At 42.3% G+C, this 18978-nt stretch carries 17 protein-coding genes; 4 read left to right on the top strand and 13 right to left on the bottom strand.

Annotated features, from left to right (window positions below; translation table 11 throughout):
* Window positions 1-47: 47 nt before the first annotated feature.
* From CXF80_RS02610 to CXF80_RS02620, 3 genes are all read right to left on the bottom strand, one after another.
* The gene (locus CXF80_RS02610; protein ID WP_101030951.1) at window positions 48-1787 is read right to left on the bottom strand and encodes a GNAT family N-acyltransferase; all 1740 of its coding nucleotides are present in this window, start codon (window positions 1785-1787) and stop codon (window positions 48-50) included.
* 13 nt (window positions 1788-1800) lie between these two features.
* On the bottom strand, window positions 1801-2703 hold the full coding sequence (locus CXF80_RS02615) for a UDP-2,3-diacylglucosamine diphosphatase (protein ID WP_101030953.1): 903 nt from the start codon (window positions 2701-2703) through the stop codon (window positions 1801-1803).
* A gap of 247 nt (window positions 2704-2950) precedes the next feature.
* Window positions 2951-3982 (bottom strand): Glu/Leu/Phe/Val dehydrogenase dimerization domain-containing protein, encoded by a 1032-nt coding sequence (locus CXF80_RS02620; RefSeq protein ID WP_101030955.1) that lies wholly within the window; start codon window positions 3980-3982, stop codon window positions 2951-2953.
* 296 nt (window positions 3983-4278) lie between these two features.
* Here CXF80_RS02620 and CXF80_RS02625 point away from each other — a divergent pair, with 296 nt between their 5' ends.
* Window positions 4279-4719, top strand: a complete 441-nt coding sequence (locus CXF80_RS02625; protein ID WP_101030957.1) for a DUF4826 family protein — start codon at window positions 4279-4281, stop codon at window positions 4717-4719.
* Window positions 4720-4836: 117 nt separating this feature from the next.
* On the opposite strand, the gene CXF80_RS02630 is transcribed toward CXF80_RS02625, so the two are convergent.
* From CXF80_RS02630 to CXF80_RS02655, 6 genes are all read right to left on the bottom strand, one after another.
* Window positions 4837-5979 carry a ribosomal protein uL16 3-hydroxylase gene (locus CXF80_RS02630; protein ID WP_101030959.1) on the bottom strand — a complete coding sequence of 381 codons (1143 nt, stop codon included), beginning with the start codon at window positions 5977-5979 and terminating at the stop codon, window positions 4837-4839.
* Window positions 5980-6071: 92 nt separating this feature from the next.
* The gene (gene purB / locus CXF80_RS02635) at window positions 6072-7442 is read right to left on the bottom strand and encodes an adenylosuccinate lyase (protein WP_101030961.1); all 1371 of its coding nucleotides are present in this window, start codon (window positions 7440-7442) and stop codon (window positions 6072-6074) included.
* A gap of 39 nt (window positions 7443-7481) precedes the next feature.
* Window positions 7482-8114, bottom strand: a complete 633-nt coding sequence (gene hflD / locus CXF80_RS02640) for a high frequency lysogenization protein HflD (protein WP_267898624.1) — start codon at window positions 8112-8114, stop codon at window positions 7482-7484.
* Between the two features lie 3 nt (window positions 8115-8117).
* Window positions 8118-9236 (bottom strand): tRNA 2-thiouridine(34) synthase MnmA, encoded by a 1119-nt coding sequence (mnmA, locus tag CXF80_RS02645; RefSeq protein ID WP_101030963.1) that lies wholly within the window; start codon window positions 9234-9236, stop codon window positions 8118-8120.
* 528 nt (window positions 9237-9764) lie between these two features.
* A complete protein-coding gene (locus CXF80_RS02650) occupies window positions 9765-10238 on the bottom strand; it encodes an NUDIX hydrolase (protein WP_101030966.1) in 474 nt (157 codons plus the stop codon).
* A gap of 34 nt (window positions 10239-10272) precedes the next feature.
* Window positions 10273-10989 (bottom strand): pseudouridine synthase, encoded by a 717-nt coding sequence (locus CXF80_RS02655; RefSeq protein WP_101030968.1) that lies wholly within the window; start codon window positions 10987-10989, stop codon window positions 10273-10275.
* A gap of 382 nt (window positions 10990-11371) precedes the next feature.
* Between CXF80_RS02655 and CXF80_RS02660 the strand changes: the two genes are divergently transcribed.
* Window positions 11372-13597: an NADP-dependent isocitrate dehydrogenase gene (locus CXF80_RS02660; RefSeq protein WP_101030971.1), complete on the top strand. Its 2226-nt coding sequence runs from the start codon at window positions 11372-11374 to the stop codon at window positions 13595-13597.
* Between the two features lie 218 nt (window positions 13598-13815).
* Here CXF80_RS02660 and cspD read toward each other — a convergent pair whose 3' ends face one another.
* Entirely contained in the window at window positions 13816-14022 is a 207-nt protein-coding gene (cspD, locus tag CXF80_RS02665; RefSeq protein ID WP_101030973.1) for a cold shock domain-containing protein CspD, read from the bottom strand.
* A 196-nt stretch (window positions 14023-14218) separates the two neighbouring features.
* Between cspD and clpS the strand changes: the two genes are divergently transcribed.
* Both clpS and clpA read left to right on the top strand, forming a co-directional pair.
* Window positions 14219-14527 carry an ATP-dependent Clp protease adapter ClpS gene (gene clpS, locus CXF80_RS02670; protein ID WP_101030975.1) on the top strand — a complete coding sequence of 103 codons (309 nt, stop codon included), beginning with the start codon at window positions 14219-14221 and terminating at the stop codon, window positions 14525-14527.
* A gap of 42 nt (window positions 14528-14569) precedes the next feature.
* Entirely contained in the window at window positions 14570-16828 is a 2259-nt protein-coding gene (gene clpA / locus CXF80_RS02675; RefSeq protein WP_101030977.1) for an ATP-dependent Clp protease ATP-binding subunit ClpA, read from the top strand.
* Between the two features lie 384 nt (window positions 16829-17212).
* Here clpA and infA read toward each other — a convergent pair whose 3' ends face one another.
* The 3 genes from infA to aat all read right to left on the bottom strand — a co-directional run bounded on the left by infA (window position 17213) and on the right by aat (window position 18927).
* The gene (gene infA / locus CXF80_RS02680; RefSeq protein WP_011496276.1) at window positions 17213-17431 is read right to left on the bottom strand and encodes a translation initiation factor IF-1; all 219 of its coding nucleotides are present in this window, start codon (window positions 17429-17431) and stop codon (window positions 17213-17215) included.
* Between the two features lie 79 nt (window positions 17432-17510).
* Window positions 17511-18230, bottom strand: coding sequence for an arginyltransferase (locus CXF80_RS02685; RefSeq protein ID WP_101030979.1), 720 nt, complete (start codon window positions 18228-18230; stop codon window positions 17511-17513).
* Complete coding sequence (gene aat, locus CXF80_RS02690; RefSeq protein ID WP_101030981.1) at window positions 18220-18927, bottom strand: leucyl/phenylalanyl-tRNA--protein transferase; 708 nt, start codon at window positions 18925-18927, stop codon at window positions 18220-18222. The genes CXF80_RS02685 and aat overlap by 11 nt, the downstream gene beginning before the upstream one ends.
* Window positions 18928-18978: the final 51 nt, after the last annotated feature.

An 18978-nucleotide genomic window follows, 5' to 3' on the forward strand; every position in this document is an offset into this window, starting at 1 on the left:
TAACGCCTAATGACAACCACTTATTCAGGTTCGCAGCTTGTATTTGGTCAAGATGCAATTTTGTTTTCGGGTAAATGCCCCGCTAAGTATTTTTGATATTTAATCGGCTTTAATTGATGAATATCGACTAAGACTAAACCATCGATACAGTCACCAAATTCAGCATCAATACCAAAGTCGAGAAATTGCACGCCGTGGTTGTTACATAGCTCGCCATATTGCTTAAATAACGTCGGTACTGATACACCCATATTCGATAGCGTCCGTTTGAGTATTTTAAAATTCTCAGCATAGTCATCGCCATTAAATAGCTGGTGTAATTGATGCTGACGTTCGGTGGTGAATTGATATGAATTAAATGAAGTCGCTAAAACGTGTTTAGTGGCGAAATGATGTTGGTAAAAAAATACCAGCATCTCTTTGGCCGGTACCGGCAAGCTATCGCTTAGCGATACGGGGCCAAAGAGGTAACGATACTGCGGATTTTTAATTAAAAACGCACCAATACCTTGCCACAAATATTCTAAGCTACGGCGGCCCCAATATTTAGGCTGGACAAAACTGCGTCCAAGTTCGAGTCCTTGGTCAAAATAGGGTGCAAACGCATCGTGGTATTCAAATAGTGATTGGCTATACAGGGCATTTTTACCAATGGTTTCATGGAGTATTTTGGCACTGGCAAAACGGTATGCCCCGACAATCTCTAATTGGTCTTTATCCCATAACACTATGTGAAAATAGTGATTATCATACTTGTCGGTATCACGACGTTTACCGGTACCTTCGCCAACGGCTCTGAATGCGATTTCACGAAGCCGACCAATCTCACGCATAACTGCACTGCTTTGAGTATGCTTATACAAATAGATTTGTTTGTTGTCTTGGGTTTTGCCTAATAGTTCGCATTGTTGTAAAGCTTGTTGTAATTCACAGCGTTTTTCTGGATGGGCAATGGCATTTTGGGTGATAAATAATGGACTGCGATTTTTACCTATGCGGTATAAATGATTTTTAAGCAAATTCACTTTGGTTTTAAGCGGAAAATCTTGAGTGCTGACCACTTCTTTAGCGATCAGTTGGCCAATTCGCACCGGCATCACATGATCCATTTGTTTGAACATTTCTTTAATCAGTAATAGCGTTGCCAATGGCTTGTAAATCATTGAGGCGCCATAAAACGTAGCAGAGTTTTTTGCGTCAACGAACATCGGTAAAAGGGGGGCATTACAGGCGCGAGCCATTTTTAAAAAGCCGCTGTGCCAATGTAAGTCAGTAACCCCTGTTGGGCGTAAACGTGACACTTCACCCGATGGGAAAATCAATATCGCGCCTTCATTTTTAAGATGATGATGGATTTCATTTAAATGTTGTTTAGGTGTACCGCCAGTCATGTTACGTACTGGCAATAAAATGGAATGTAACGGTTTAATAGCCATTAACAGCTCGTTGGCGACCACCTTAATATCCGGACGAACTTGGCTAATTAATTTAATCAATGCTAATGCATCAAGTGACCCAATAGGGTGGTTAGCGTAAATCACCACTCGACCTTCAATCGGAATATTTTCCACTTCGTTATTGGGAACGCTGTAACTGAAATTGAAGCACGCTAAAATTTGCTCAACAAAATCGACACCGGATAAATGCGCGTGTTCGTTAGCTATGTCATTACACTGCTTTTCATGAAGCAAGTAACGTAACATGGCTTTAGTCGGCACGGCTAACCACGGCTTGTTATGCACATTTGGCAGGTTTTTTTCTACCACATTATCGACAGTAAATATCATATTTAAGCCTTATTTATGCAACGTGCTGTGTTTGGGGCGTGATGATTGATTTAGCCTCTGAACTGCAAAAATCAATCGTGTTTACTGCTGTAGCTTGTAACGTTTGTTGATCCCACTTGAGTAACTGCACATCACCGATTTCTGTTTCTGCAATGAGAGTACAATTTTCAACCCAATCACCATCATTAGCGTAAGTGATGATGCTGTCATTAATCGTATGTTGTGATAACTCTGGCTGGTGGATATGACCACAGATAACCATGTCGACCTGTTGTTTGGCGCAATAGCGTAATACCGCATCACGGTACTGATTAACGGCTTGCTGGGCTTTGTTGACGCGGAGTTTGATGTAGCTGGCTAATGACCAATAGGGATACCCTAGGCGACTTCTTACCCTATGTAATTGGCGATTAAGCCAAAGCAACACATCATATAAATGGTCACCTAGTTTGGCATAGGCTCTGCTGACACAGACTTGTGAGTCAAATTGATCGCCATGAAGCATTAAAAAGCGTTTGCCGCTAATCGACTCATGAATATGCTGTTTGGCGAGGGTAATGCCCCTAAAGTGACTGTTTGCATAAGCTTTAAAAGCCTCATCATGATTACCAGGGATATAGATCACTTGTGTGCCGTTACTGGCCAGATCGAGGATTTTTTTGATGACGTTATTGTGGCTATTGGGCCAATAGAAGCGTTTTTTTAATGCCCAAATATCGACAATATCGCCAACTAAATACAAGTAGTTACTTTGACTATGGTTTAAAAAATGTAATAAAAACTCTGCTTTACAATCAATGCTGCCTAAATGGACATCCGATATCCACAGAGCATGAAACTGCTGGATTTTCCCCTGTTGAGTTAAGTGATCTAAAGGTTGGCAGTGCTGATGGTTTTTTTTGCTGTGCGAGATCATCGGTCATTCACCCTAATACACAGATTGCGTCAGTGTTGATTTAGGGTAGGGCAGTTAGTTGACGCTAAGGTGAACGATTTGTTGCAACTTGATGAATCAGTCATTAAGTAAAAATGTAATGGGCAGGCAATAAAAAAGGAAATGCACAGGCATTTCCTTTTAGCTTTGTTTATAAATTCATGTCTATAAAATCAGGTATATAAAGTCATGTTAAGGCATTGAAAAGCCCTAATATAAAGCTAATTAACTATCTCGCGGCATCAATAATAGCTTTAGCCATTTCATCGGCAACAGAACCCGTAGTGCGGTTCTCGCTATCAGCACGTTCAAAAATAGTCAGTAGGGTATTGTAAATCTGCTCAACCTTGGCAGTAGAGGCGGCTACGTCATAGTGTTTCTCAAATGACACATTGATAATGCCGCCAGCATTAATCACGTAATCTGGGGCGTACAAAATACCCATTTGTTTGAGTTTTTCGCCGTGGCGCACTTCTGCTAATTGGTTATTGGCACAACCGGCAACGATGGTGGCTTTTAATAGTGGCAAGGTGGTGTCATTAAGGGTGGCACCTAATGCACATGGCGCATACACATCAACATCTTGGGTGTAGATATCTTGCGGAGCAACAAGAGTTGCGCCAAATTCATCGGCGACTCGGTCTAATGAGGCTTGATGAATATCGGTGACAACCAGCTCAGCGCCGGCATCATGTAAGTGTTTACACAAGTAATAGCCGACATGACCGACGCCTTGCACTGAGACTTTAATCCCTTTTAGGCTATCAATACCACGTTGATGTTTTACGGCGGCTTTTATGCCCAGATAAGTGCCTAATGCCGTCTGCGGTGAAGGATCACCTGATTTGCCTTCAAGACCGGCTACGAATTCAGTTTCACGGCTGGCTATCATAATATCCGCTGTGGAAACGCCAACGTCTTCAGCAGAATAATATTTACCACCTAAACTGTTCACAAAGCGTCCGAATGCAAGAAATAACGCTTCACGGTCGGTTGTTTTAGGATCGGCGATGATCACCGCTTTACCGCCGCCCATGGCAAGACCCGCTAATGCATTTTTATAGGTCATTCCACGAGATAAGCGTAGTACATCGGTTAAGGCTTCATCATCCGATTGATAGTTCCACATACGACAACCACCCACGGCAGGACCTAGGTTAGTATTATGGATGGCAATAATGCCTTTCAGACCACTTTGCTTATCATGACAAAAGACCACTTGTTCGTGTTCATCGAACGAAACATGATTAAAAACTGCCACGTGACATCTCCGCTTGAAAAAATGAGTTTTTCGCCCCTTATGTTACTTGATGACATAAGGCGCCAACGACTGCTTGTTATATTTATTGCAGCACGATAGCATTTAGGGATACTCTGAACAAAGCTTGATTGAGTTATTTTTGTGATTAGTGTGGCAATTTAGCTTGCCACCTTACGTAAACGTAAGGTAATTTGTGTTACGTGATTGTTTTGAAGCTATATTAAGATTGTTTTGTGATTAACGAGCAGGTGAGTTTTCGTTCTAATCTGCATTATAACAATAAGATAGGAAGTATTATGACTGAAGAAGTTGTAGAAAAGGTGGCACAGCCAACGCCAGATCCAGAAGCTCAAAGACAAGAGTGGGTGCGCACTCAATTCCAAAAGGCGAATCGGTTTTTGGCTGAAAAGGGCGTGATCCCAAACAAAGTGCTTACTGATGAAAGCCGTTATCTTGCGCCCTATTTAGCCATTTGGAAGATGGAATCGAAACAACCTAAAAAACAAACTTTTTGGGTTATGTCTGGTGATTTGCCATCCGATTATGTTGATGTGAAAGTGGCGGAAACGGCTCGTGATGCGATTAGACATTTTTCGATGATGTGGCAGCTCAAAGCAGAAAACTTGCATAAATCGGGCGTAACAAAAGACCCAACTCAACTGAAGTTTGCGCAATTGCTTATCTCGCGAGCAGAAAGTTTATATAAAATGAACCAAGATGAAAAACTGTGGGCTTAATAAACTGAAGCAACAGAGATAAAAAAGGCACTATTAGTGCCTTTTTTGTTATCTCCAGCTAAGCATGATGATCCATCTTGCTTGCCATCATAAGATCAGTGGCTTATATGCTACTCATTATTCGCTTTCGTCTTCGGCTAAGTAGAATAACCCTTGATTAAGTAATCCGGTCAGAACGTCAAGAGCTGTTGCATTGGCGGTGAATAAATTAGCCTCTTCTGGCGTAAGCCTCACCTTGTTAGCCAAGAGTTGCAGCATTTCATTGCTAGCATCACCAAAGACGTAAACGTCGCCATTGATAAATAAACGTGGTTCGCTGTCCTGCTCTAATTGTAATACTTTCAGGCCGCCGATACGTTGAATGATTGCGCCTTGCTCAACAGCTTCTAATAAATCCGCTGCGGTTAATGGCTCTTCACCTTCACAAACATCAAGCTCGAAACGACTTTGACTGAGTAATTTACCTAACATGGTTTGGTAGCTGGCCGGATCTTGTGCCAATTGCGCCAACAAATCCATGATCCCTTTTTGGTGTGTCTGGCTGATAAGACCCGGTTGTGCCGGTTCATCTGAAGAGGTGAAACGCTTCTGACCTTGGTTGCTATCAATCAAGGTATCGGCTAATTCGGTTAACAGTTCTTGCTGACTCGGGGCTCTAAAACCGATTGAGTATGATAAGGCTAGCGATAAGGTTTCGCCGCAATGTGGATATCCTGGTGGAATGTATAATACATCGCCTTTTTGCAATATCACATCGATAATGGGTTCGAAATCGTCAACCAAAGGTGAGTTAGGATTATCGCCGCGACGCTTGTGCTGGCCTTTATCACCCACTTTCCAGCGACGTTCGCCATCACCTTGAATGATAAATACGTCATAGTTATCGATATGCGGTCCAACCCCACCACCGGGAGTGGCAAATGATGCCATTAAGTCATCAAAGCGCCAGTCGGGTAAAAATCGAAAGGCTTCGACTAAAGGTTGTGAGTCTGGATACCAATGGTTTACGGCTTGAACTAATAGCTGCCAGTTGTCTTCACCAAATTGGTCATAGTCTTCAAATGGACCTTGGACCACATCCCAGTCATTGCCTTTGGTGATCACAACTCGTGAAGATATTTCTTCTTCACAGGCAAGACCTGCAAGTTCATCTGCTGCAATAGGATCTTCAAAGTCGATAAAAGCTTGTTTGATCACCAGCGGTTTTTGTTGCCAATGCTGCTTAATAAAGGCTTGGGTATCAATATTTAATGTGTACATCATTGACCTCAGTCGAGATAATTGTCAGTGGTTAATGCAATAAAAAAGCGGTCACATATGCGACCGCTAATGATATGCATAAGCTTATAAAACTATTTTAGCTCATCAACAAAGGCTTCTGCGCGGCCAATGTAGTTTGCAGGGGTCATTTTTTTTAGGTCGGTTTTGACTTGTTCAGGTAGCTCAAGGCCATCAATAAACACGGCAAGTTGCGCAGCATCAATACGCTTACCACGAGTCAGTTCTTTTAACTTCTCATACGGCTTTTCAATGCCGTAACGACGCATAACGGTTTGCACCGGCTCAGCCAATACTTCCCAGTTTTTATCTAATTCAGCTAAAAGCTGTGCTTGATTCACTTCTAACTTACTAATGCCTTTTAAGGTCGCTTGATAAGCAATTAACGAGTGCGCCATACCCACGCCTAGATTACGTAATACGGTTGAGTCCGTTAAGTCACGTTGCCATCTTGATACCGGTAATTTGGCGGATAAATGTTGCATCAGCGCGTTAGCGATACCTAGGTTACCTTCAGAGTTTTCAAAATCAATTGGATTGACTTTGTGCGGCATAGTTGATGAACCAATTTCGCCAGCAATAGTGCGCTGCTTAAAGTGGCCTAATGCAACATAACCCCAAATATCACGATCAAAATCGATTAAAATAGTGTTAAAACGAGCAATAGCATCGAATAATTCTGCGATGTAATCATGTGGCTCAATTTGGGTGGTATACGCGTTCCAGTTAATGCCAAGACTGGTCACAAAACGTTGTGAAAGTTCGTGCCAGTTGACTTCAGGGTAAGCAGAAATATGTGCGTTATAGTTACCCACGGCACCGTTAATTTTACCCATAATCTCAACAGCGTTGATTTGGTTTAGTTGACGATCTAAACGCACTGCAACGTTAGCCATCTCTTTACCGAGAGTCGATGGTGATGCAGGTTGCCCATGGGTGCGAGACATTAACGGCACGCTTTTATTGTCATGAGCTAATTTTTTGATGGCATCAATAATCTGCTGGCATTGCGGCACTAACACTTGTTCGCGCGCTTCTTTTAACATTAATCCATGAGATAAGTTGTTGATGTCTTCGGAGGTACAGGCGAAATGAACAAATTCATCAATGGCGACTAACTCGGCATTGTTGGCAATTTGTTCTTTAATAAAGTACTCAACCGCCTTCACGTCGTGATTGGTGGTGCTTTCAATTGCTTTAACACGCAGAGCGTCTTGTTCGCTAAAGTTGTCCTTGATGCTGTCTAACAAGGCTAACGCGGCTTCGCTAAAAGGGGGAACTTCTTCAATCTCTGGGCAGCTAGACAATAGCTTTAACCAGTTGATTTCAACTTGAACACGGTACTTAGTAAGACCGAACTCGCTGAAAATCCCTCGTAACGAGGCGGTTTTACTACCATAACGACCGTCTACCGGAGAGATAGCAGTTAGTGCGGAAAGATCCATTTTAAGCTCCTTGATGAACTTTGTTGTAGGGTGATTCGATTAATTGTTATTTTGGCTTTGTTTTGCTGTATCAAATATGGATTTACGGGCAAACACTAAATGGCGGCGTTTGCCACCTAATTGGCGCCATAATACTGCGCTGCGCATGGCTGCAAGCAGTAACGCGCGAATTTTTTGTTGTACCAGAGATTGCTTTAAGCAATCGGGATTACCCGATATTTGTAATTTAGGCCCTAATTCACTGATGATGTCGCTGTAAATACTGGCCAAATTGGCAATAACTTGTTCATCAGTAATCGCAAAATGGGTTAATTGGCGATGCACTTGATTGATGCGTTCCGCTAGCATGCCTAAACCATTAGGTGAATGGGCTAGCTTGCGTTCAAGGGCTAACACGCCGACTAAGTAACGAGTGGTTTCAACATCTTTGTTACCGCCATCACCGAGTTGATTTTGGATCAGTTGATAACCGTTATCTAAAATGGCTTTATCTTGATAAACATCAGCCGTTGATTCTGGCTCTGTCACTAAAATAGTATTAAGCGTAGCAGCTAGGGCGTCTTTATCGCTTTCACCGTGACGAGCTAAATACTGGACCTGGCCAATCGCCTGTAAAATACCAGCGAAGGCCATGGTGCGTTCAAACAAGATGTTGTCTGGAGTTTGGCTCACGGCTTATCCTCGGATTAAGGTATCGATTATGCCGCCACCTAAACAGATGTCACCATCAAAAAATACTGCTGATTGCCCAGGGGTCACTGCGGCAACCGGTTCATCAAACATAACGGTAATATTGTCTGAGTCATTATAGACGAGTGTGCAAGCTACATCACGTTGACGATAACGGGTTTTTACCGTTATGTGACAGTTATTCTCAGGCCCTTTGCGATCAACCCAATGCAATTGATTGACTGTCATGCCCGTTGACATCAGGCGAGGGTGATTGCCCCCTTGTGCGACAATTAGCACATTGCGTAATAAATCTTTTTCAACCACATACCATGGATCTTCATTACTATTTTTCAGACCACCAATACCCAAACCTTTACGTTGTCCAAGCGTGTGGTACATCAATCCTTGATGTGTCCCAATCACTTCACCTTCAGCGTTTTCGATATCGCCCGGTTGAGCCGGTAAATAGGTCGCTAAGAAGTCAGTGAATTTACGTTCACCGATAAAGCAAATACCGGTGCTGTCTTTTTTGTCGTGGGTAATTAATCCCAGTTTTTGGGCTATTTCACGCACTTGATGTTTTTCAAGTTCACCGACAGGGAACAAGCTGCGGGCAACTTGTTCGTGGCTTAACGTGTATAAAAAGTAGCTCTGATCTTTATTACCATCAACTCCGCGAAGCATTTCTACGCTGCCATCGCTATTATCACGTCGGCGGACATAATGGCCCATGGCGATATAATCGGCATCTAAAATATCGTCCGCAAATTCAAGAAAGGCTTTAAATTTAATTTCTTTATTGCACATGATATCGGGGTTGGGGGTGCGGCCGGCTTTGTATTCTGCTAAAAAATATTCAAATACGTTATCCCAGTATTCGGCAGCAAAATTGACGGTATGCATTTTAATGCCTAGCTTGTCGCAAACTGATTGTGCATCTTTTAAATCATCAGCAGCCGCGCAATATTCATCGGTATCGTCTTCTTCCCAGTTCTTCATAAACAGACCTTCAACTTGATAGCCTTGCTGCATTAACAAGTAAGCTGATACTGAAGAGTCCACACCGCCGGACATGCCGACAATGACTTTTTTACCATTTGAAGTAGGGCTAAGTGATGTCATAAATCCTAAAAACCTTGAAGATAGATAATATGTATATTGTGCCGCAATGCCAATGTTTCAAGGCGATTGAGCTAGATTTTTGTTCGTTGTGAGCCTGAATGTTGTTGCATGCACATTGCGACGAGATTAATTAGTTGACCGTCAAGTGCCGGCTGATTTTCATGGTCAAAAACTATTCAATCTAAACGGTTTTGCTGTTTAAATAAGAATGCGCTGCAAGTCTTAAAGCAAACTGTCTACGTAAGCTAATATCTTACAACAAAGACCTTCGCTTACCAATAAGTGCACTCGTTTAGCCGATCCCTATGGGTAGCATTTTGGGCTTCTTTCTACTAGGTTAAGGCTTATTTATGAACAACAACGACATGTCATAAGCTCTGCCTAGTATAAATAGCCGAAACAGCTGCAATATTCACCTTAAAAGATCCTCGAGTCCTAATAAGCATGACATTTGTGCGGCGCATATTCTATCACGCATTCGCTGAATGGGCTATCTCGAGGCGTATGCAAATAGCCTAAGACAAGGCTCTAAAAATAATCGACATTGAACAGTGATAAAGGGGTGTGCTGTGGTAAAAGGTTTTTATCAGCTTGTTGTAAGAAATCTTCGATACTTTTTACCACTAATGGGCTGCGAAGTTGGCTACCAAGGGCGATGATTTCAGCAAGACTGAGCCAGTGAGTATCAGTAATGGCATTATCGCGAGGTTTAGCGTGTTGTTGCTTGGTCAGTTCAATACAAAAGGTATAACGAACGAACGCTAAGTTTGCAGATGCTCTAAATTGATAAATGCCCACTAAGGCTTGTGGTGTTAACTCAAGACCGGTTTCTTCAACAATTTCACGAGCGCACCCATCGATAATCGATTCATTCGGCTCTAGATGTCCAGCAGGTTGGTTAAATTTAACCGCACCATCAATGCGTTCTTCCACTAATAAAAATTTGCCTTGGCTGTAAATAACGCAAGCTACAGTGGTATTCGGTTTATAACGTTCGGTCATAATGTCCTCTGATTTTAAGATGCTCAGCTTGTGGCTATTTAGCGGTGCTCATCACTTTGTATTCGCCATTAGGTAAATCATCTAGACACCATTGACCTATTTTATAACGGATTAGTCTTAAGGTTGGATGACCGACATGGGCTGTCATACGCCTAACTTGGCGATTTCGACCTTCGCAAATTTGTACTTCAAGCCAAGTGGTAGGAATGGCTTTTCGCTCTCTCACTGGCGGGTTTCTAGGCCAAATATCAGGCGAGTCCATTACGTGGACTTTTGCAGGCAAAGTCATTCCGTCTTTCAACTTCACGCCTTGGCAAAGAGCATTTAACGCCTCATCTGACGGTTGCCCTTCAACTTGAACCCAATAGGTTTTAAAGGTTTTTTGAGTCGGTTGAGTCAACTTTGCTTGCAGCTGTCCATCATTGGTAAGCAATAGTAAACCTTCACTATCACGGTCTAAACGTCCTGCTGCATACACATCGGGGACCGGAATAAAGTCTTTTAGTGTTTGGCGCCCCGCTTCATCGGTAAATTGGCACAACACATTAAAAGGTTTATTAAATAGCACTATGACGGGATTTTCAGTCCGAGGTTTTTGTGGCAGCCGCGATTTTATCCTGTTGCGATTGGCTGCATTATTGGCTGCATTACTGGCCGCACTTCTGGGCACAACATTGACTGATTTGGTTGACGCGTTAACGCTGTTTGTAGCTGTTTTTTTGAATGGACTGAATTTACCGATTTTTGACATAAAGGTATGGTTAACATCCCTAGGTTATAAGAGTGAGTGATAAGTGAGCGAATATAAATCAATTTATGATAGTTTACTGCGTATTCGTCCTTAGTGGAATTTGAAAATGATTAAGAATGATCTATGATGTCCGCCTAAAAAGTGTGATCTATAGCTAATTTATCATTCTTGGGCATCTGGTTTACCTGCCAAAGCTCAGCGGTTTGAGAACAAAATATAATAATAAATGGGATCGGCGATTTCACATACTTGGCAGACTAAAGAGATGCGCCAAGGTTGCAAGTCAAGGTTTACTTGCGCGTGTGTTGTCAACGAAAATCCATTAAATGCTTACACAATTTATTCGAATAAATTGATAATTTACAATAATGTAGGAAATAAAATGAAAGATAACACTCCAACGATTATATACACAGAAACCGACGAAGCGCCGGCACTGGCTACGCTGTCTTTCTTACCTATTATCCGTACCTTCACTAATGCAGCAGGCGTAAAAGTTGAAACCCGTGATATTTCTTTGTCAGCTCGTGTTATTGCTCACTTCCCTGAAAAATTAACCTCAGAGCAAAAAATTGCTGATGCGCTAACAGAATTAGGCGAATTGGCTAACCAGCCAGAAGCCAACATTATTAAATTACCTAACATCAGTGCCTCAGTTCCGCAGTTAAAAGCCTGTATTGTTGAACTTCAAGCAAAAGGCTATGACATTCCTAACTACCCTGATGAGCCTAAAAATGACGCTGAAGTTGAAGCTCAATCCCGCTATGACAAAATTAAAGGCAGTGCAGTAAACCCGGTATTACGTGAAGGTAACTCAGATCGCCGTGCACCGACGTCAGTGAAAAACTACGCCAAGAAAAACCCCCATTCAATGGGCAAATGGTCGAGCGCGTCTAAGTCTCACGTTGCTCATATGAACGAAGGTGACTTCTACGGAAGCGAACAGTCTGTAACCTTAGCCGCAGCAGATAAAGTCAATATCGTGTTGACCCAACAAGACGGTAAAGACGTTGTGCTTAAGAGTGGTTTAGCGCTATTGGCTGACGAAGTTATTGATTCTTCAGTGATGAGCAAAAAAGCGTTAGTCGATTTTTATGCTCGTGAAATCGAAGCGGCAAAATCAGAAGATGTTTTATTATCTTTGCACCTTAAAGCCACCATGATGAAAGTGTCTGACCCCATATTATTTGGTCTTGCCGTGAAAGTGTTCTTTAAAGACGTCTTCGATAAGCACGGCGCGTTATTTGCTGAACTCGGTGTTGATGTAAATAACGGCTTTGGTGATGTGTATGCCAAAATAAGTACCTTACCAGAAGCTAAACGTAGTGAAATTGAAGCTGACATTGCCGCTGTTTATGCTGCTCGTCCAGCACTTGCTATGGTTGATTCAGATAAAGGCATCACTAACTTACACGTACCAAGTGACATCATTATTGATGCATCAATGCCAGCCGCAATCCGTTCGTCAGGGAAAATGTGGGGCCCAGATGGCCAGTTACAAGACACCAAAGCGATGATCCCAGATCGTAGCTACGCGGGTGTTTACCAAGAAACGATTGCGTTCTGCAAAAAGCACGGTGCATTTGACCCAACCACAATGGGCAGTGTGCCTAACGTGGGCTTAATGGCTCAAAAAGCAGAAGAATACGGTAGCCACGACAAAACCTTTGAAATTATTGCGGCCGGTACGGTTAATGTGATTAACCAAGCAGGCGATGTATTAATGAGCCATAACGTTGAAACTGGCGACATTTACCGTATGTGCCAAGTGAAAGATGCGCCTATTCGTGACTGGGTTAAACTGGCCGTTAAGCGTGCACGTTTAAGCAATACACCAGCGGTATTTTGGTTAGACAGTCATCGTGCTCACGATGCTGAGTTAATTAAAAAAGTGACTCAATATTTATCAGAGCAAGAAACAGCTGGTTTAGATATTCAGGTGATGTCACCAGAAGATGCAACACGTTTCACCTTAGAGCGGATCATCAAAGGTGAAGACACTATTTCGGTAACGGGTAATGTATTACGTGATTACTTAACCGATTTGTTCCCAATTCTTGAATTGGGCACGAGTGCGAAAATGTTGTCTATTGTGCCGTTAATGAGTGGCGGTGGTTTATTTGAAACAGGTGCGGGTGGTTCTGCGCCTAAGCACGTACAACAAGTGGAAAAAGAAGGTCATTTACGTTGGGATTCATTAGGTGAGTTCTTGGCATTAGCGGCTTCTTTAGAGCACTTAAGTCAAACGACCAACAACCCTAAAGCACAAGTGCTAGCAGACACGCTAGACGTGGCTATTGGTAAGTTCCTTGACACCAATAAATCACCCTCTCGTCGTGTAGGTGAACTTGATAATCGCGGTAGCCACTTCTACCTAGCGATGTATTGGGCACAAGCATTAACTGAGCAAACAGATGATTCAGCGCTGGCTGCGTATTTTGTACCATTGGCTAAATCATTGGCTGCAAATGAAACGGTTATCCTTGCGGAGTTGAATGGTTCACAAGGTCCTGCCGTAGATTTAGGCGGTTATTACCGTTTAGATGCTGCGAAAGCTGAACAAGCGATGCGCCCAAGTGCCACATTAAACCAATTTTTTAAGGGCTAATGTCTGCGGGTAACGCCTTCAAGGTGATTGCGTGGTGATGACATCAACAGCGATAGCGTCAACTGAAGTTCTCATCTTGACTAAATTGAGACTAAAAACCTCAACGCTGGCTAACAAGCAGTTAAATAATTATTTATTTTTGTTCATTGAGGTTATTTAAGTCAATAAAAAAAGACAGGGATTAAAATCCCTGTCTTTTTGTCTTATAGTCTCACCAATTATTTTGTTGGCGAGATGGCTGAAGCATGCATTCCTTTGGGACCAGCTTCAACTTCGAAGCATACAGGTTGACCTGCTTTTAAGGTACGATAACCTTCCATTTCGATAGTTGAATAGTGCGCAAATACATCTTCGCCACCCTGATCAGGGCAAATAAACCCGAATCCTTTGGCGTTGTTGAACCATTTTACAGTTCCGTTTGCCATACTTCCACTTCCTTCTATTGTCTACTTACCAGTAAGATAGTAAAACTTATTATCCAGCGGTCTATTATTCGCCGCCTAACAAATAGAATGAAATTTGTACGAAAAGATGTCAAGCGGTAATTAACAAAAAGGCAACATTTAATTAATTTAATAATATCAAGTGGTCGGGAACCAAACGAGAGGCTAGTATTAAACAATGGCTAAAATAGGCAGTGTAGAACATATTGAAGAAAAGGTTGAATCTAAGCTACAACCACCCCATATGTATAACGTGGTGCTAAACAATGATGATTACACCCCGATGGATTTTGTGGTAGAAGTATTACAACGTTTCTTTGAGAAAAATGAACAGCAAGCTGTTGATATTATGTTAGCAATCCATAACCAAGGCAAAGGATTGTGTGGTGTGTTTCCATTTGGAATTGCAGAAACAAAAGTTTTTCAAGTAAATCAGTTTGCAAGAGAAAACCAACATCCGTTACTGTGTACGTTAGAGAAAGTATAAAATCGATATCTCACAGTCTGTGGTTAAATTTAGGGGGTGCTTATGCTGAACAAAGACCTGGAAGTCACCTTGAACCTAGCGTTTCAGCAAGCTAGAGATTCACGTCATGAATACATGACGGTAGAACATTTATTATTAGCGCTGATTGATAATCCCTCTGCTTATGAAGCATTAGTTGCTTGTGGGGCGGATGTTAATCGTTTACGAGAAGAAGTGGCTAATTTCATTCAACAAACCACACCGATTATTGCCGAATCAACTGAAGAGCGTGAAACACAGCCTACCTTAGGATTTCAACGTGTTCTGCAACGTGCGGTTTTCCATGTGCAATCATCTGGTCGTAATGAAGTTTCTGGTGCCAATGTGCTGGTTGCTATTTTTAGTGAGCAAGAATCCCAAGCGGTTTATTTACTGCGTCGTTGTGAGATTACCCGCTTAGATGTGGTTAATTTTATTTCTCATGGCATGGGTAAAGAAGATGATTCTAGCGAACCACAAGATCAAGAACGCATTGATGATCAATCTGAAAATGCCGAAGACCGTAGCATGTTGGCGCAATTTGCGGCTAATTTAAACCAATTAGCGCAAGACGGTACTATCGATCCATTAATTGGTCGTGATGCTGAAATTGAACGTGCGATTCAGACACTCTGTCGTCGTCGTAAAAACAACCCCTTACTCGTGGGTGAAGCTGGCGTGGGTAAAACGGCTATAGCAGAAGGTTTGGCTTATCGCATCGTCAACAAACAAGTGCCTGAAGTGATGGCCAATGCGACCGTGTATTCGTTAGATTTGGGCGCATTATTAGCGGGCACTAAATACCGTGGTGATTTTGAAAAGCGCTTTAAAAGCTTATTAAAAGAATTAGCTGCGGATGAGCATGCTATTTTATTTATTGATGAAATTCATACCATTATTGGTGCTGGCGCCGCTTCTGGCGGTGTGATGGATGCGTCTAACTTACTCAAGCCATTGTTATCAAGTGGTAAGTTACGTTGCATGGGGTCAACGACGTTCCAAGAATATCAAAGCATTTTTGAAAAAGACCGTGCTTTAGCACGTCGCTTCCAAAAAATTGATATCAATGAGCCTTCTGTCGCTGAAACCACCAAAATATTGATGGGGCTTAAATCTAAGTACGAACAATACCATGGTGTACGCTATACCCAAGCGGCCATCAGCAGTGCTGCTATCTTATCGGCAAAACACATTAATGACCGTCATTTACCCGACAAAGCGATTGATGTGATTGACGAGGCGGGTGCGCGCATGGTGATGATGCCGCAAAGCAAACGTAAGAAGACCATTGGTCAAGCTGAAATAGAAGCTATCATTGCCAAGTTGGCGCGTATTCCTGAGAAGTCGGTATCGTCGACTGACAAGGATATGCTGCGTAACCTAGAACGCAACCTTAAGATGGTGGTATTTGGGCAGGACAAGGCTATTGAGAGCCTCAGTTCCGCTATTCGCTTGTCGCGCAGTGGCTTAGGCTCAGAGAAAAAGCCCGTGGGTAGCTTTATGTTTGCCGGCCCGACAGGGGTAGGTAAAACCGAAGTCACCAACCAATTGGCCAATTGTCTCAATCTTAAACTCATTCGGTTTGATATGTCTGAGTATATGGAACGCCACACTGTGTCGCGTTTAATCGGTGCTCCTCCAGGTTATGTTGGTTACGATCAAGGTGGCATGTTAACCGATGCTGTGATTAAAAACCCACATTGTGTGGTGCTACTTGACGAGATTGAAAAGGCGCACCCTGATGTATTCAACTTGCTATTACAAGTGATGGATCACGGTACGTTAACTGACAATAACGGTCGTAAAGCTGATTTCAGAAATGTGACGTTAGTGATGACAACCAATGCTGGCGTGCAAGAAACTATTCGTAAATCGATTGGCTTTAGACAGCAAGATCATACTCAAGATGCCTTAGCTGAAATCAATAAAATCTTTTCACCTGAGTTTCGTAATCGATTAGATTCAATCGTATGGTTTAATCATTTGGATATGACAGTAATCGCCAAAGTGGTTGATAAGTTCTTAGTTGAGTTACAGGCACAACTTGATGATAAACATGTCACCTTGGATGTCAGTGACGAGGCTCGAACCTTGCTTGCGGAGAAGGGATACGACAAATCGATGGGCGCGCGTCCTATGTCGCGTGTGGTGACCGAATTGATTAAACGCCCACTAGCCGATGAAATTCTATTTGGCGTGCTTGAAAGGGGCGGTGTCGCGCACATTGACGTGAAAGACGGTGAGATCAATATCAATTGTGAGTCGTTAGAAAAAGTGTCGTAGTCATTAACGATACAATTGAAAAAGATGACCCATGGGTCATCTTTTTTATGTGTGTTAATTGCGCCTAATACCGTTTCTTGATAAATAAGTCATCAACTCAGAGCGTTACTCACTGTTCAATTCAATGGGTATTGATGGCAAAATGGGTATTCCCTTTTTAAATCAATACAACATAGCAGTGGAGCGTATGAGGTGCTTCTGCAAAACGGATTACAACCATCACTATGTTTGGTTGAATGCTCTGATAAAGGGATACCCATTACGTTGAACATTCGTTTTGTTTGATGCGTGTTGCTTTGCGCTGAGTACACTTTACTTATGCAGTTTGGTATAACAACAAAAAAACCGACAGGCAGTCGGTTTTTACATTGTTGAGGCTAGCGATTAACGTGCGCGGAAGACGATACGACCTTTTGATAAGTCATAAGGAGTCAACTGAACCGTGACTTTGTCACCGGTTAAAATACGGATGTAGTTTTTGCGCATTTTGCCAGAGATGTGGGCTATCACCACATGTCCATTTTCAAGCTCTACGCGGAACATTGTATTTGGCAAGGTCTCAAGGATAGTGCCCTGCATTTCAATGTTGTCTTCTTTCGCCATTAATTAGTTATCCCATTAGCCTTCAAATATGAAAAAATCGGGCGTATCATGCCCCAAAAACCCTGAACTGTAAAGGGCGTTAACGAGAAAGAGGTGTAAGATTTTCGCCAACTTGCCAACCAAGTGCTGTTAAAATTTGATATGGACGGTATTGGCGTTTATAACTCATTTTCCTATTTTGATCAATTTGATAGCCCAAATACAAAAATCGCTTACCCAATGACTTTGCCAATTGGCATTGAATTAAAATCATCAGTGAACCCAAGGATCGTTCAGCATAGTCCGGGTCGAAGTAACTGTAAATCGCCGAATAACTCTGTGCCATATCATCGGTGACCGCGACTGCAATTAACTTCTCATGATAAAATACCTCGATATACATTGGCGGCAACCAATCAGATAATAAAAAATCATCATATTGGCTTTGTGATGCCGGGAACATGGGTCCATCGCTGTGCCGTTCATTAATGTAACGCTGGTACAAAATATAATGTTCAGGCCGTGATGTATGGCTGACTTTCCAATGTAAATCTCGGTTGTTTTTTAACGTGCGTTTCTGACGTTTTGATAACACAAAATCGTTCACATTCAATCGAATAGACTGACAGGCTTGGCAGTTTGGGCAACGTGGTTTATAAATGGCATTTCCATTACGACGAAACCCCATAGCCAGAAGTTGTTCAAATAATGCTGCGTCAACTTGTGGTTCCTGGATGACCAACAATTGTTCTTTATTGCCTTCAATATAGTTGCAATCAAAAGGTTGGCTTATGCCGACGCTGACCGATTTAGAATTCAATTAACACCTCTTGTTTGTGCCATATTGACGCTGAAATGGCTTGATCTCGATATTGATGAAGTATCGACAAAAATTTGCGTCTTGGTAGGGCGTTAGCGCCAAGGCTGAGCAAATGTGGGTTTATTATTTGGGCATCAATTAACTGGAAATTATTTTTCACCAAGTGTTGATTCAGTATAGCAAACGCAGCTTTTGATGCATTAGTTTGGCGATGGAACATCGATTCACCGCAAAAAATACCTCCTACCGGAATACCATACAGACCACCGACAAGGTGTTCGCCATCCCACACTTCAATAGAGTGAGCGCGCCCTTGAAGATGAAGTTCATAATAGGCCATTTGAATTTCTGCCGATATCCACGTGCCACTTTGGCTATCGCGAGGCTGTGCACATCCCGCTACTACGTCCAAAAATGCATGATTAATGGTATAGCGCCACGTTGATTTTTTAAGAAACTTAATCAAGCTTTTACTGCCAAAAGGTTGAGTCGGCGTGAACACAGCTCTAGGGTCGGGCGACCACCATAAAATGGGGTCATTGGCATTAAACCAAGGAAAAATACCTTGATAATAGGCTTGTATTAAGCGGGTGGGCTGCAAGTCTCCTCCAATGGCTAATAAGCCATTAGGATTAATGAGGGCTTGTTCCGGCGAAGGAAACCCGTTGGATTGATTTAAATAACACAGTGAGTTCAAATTGAGTATATTATTTGTAATATCGTATCGTTAACTTAGCGGAAATTAGCC

This window comes from Shewanella sp. Actino-trap-3, assembly GCF_002836275.1.
Taxonomy (GTDB): domain Bacteria; phylum Pseudomonadota; class Gammaproteobacteria; order Enterobacterales; family Shewanellaceae; genus Shewanella; species Shewanella psychromarinicola.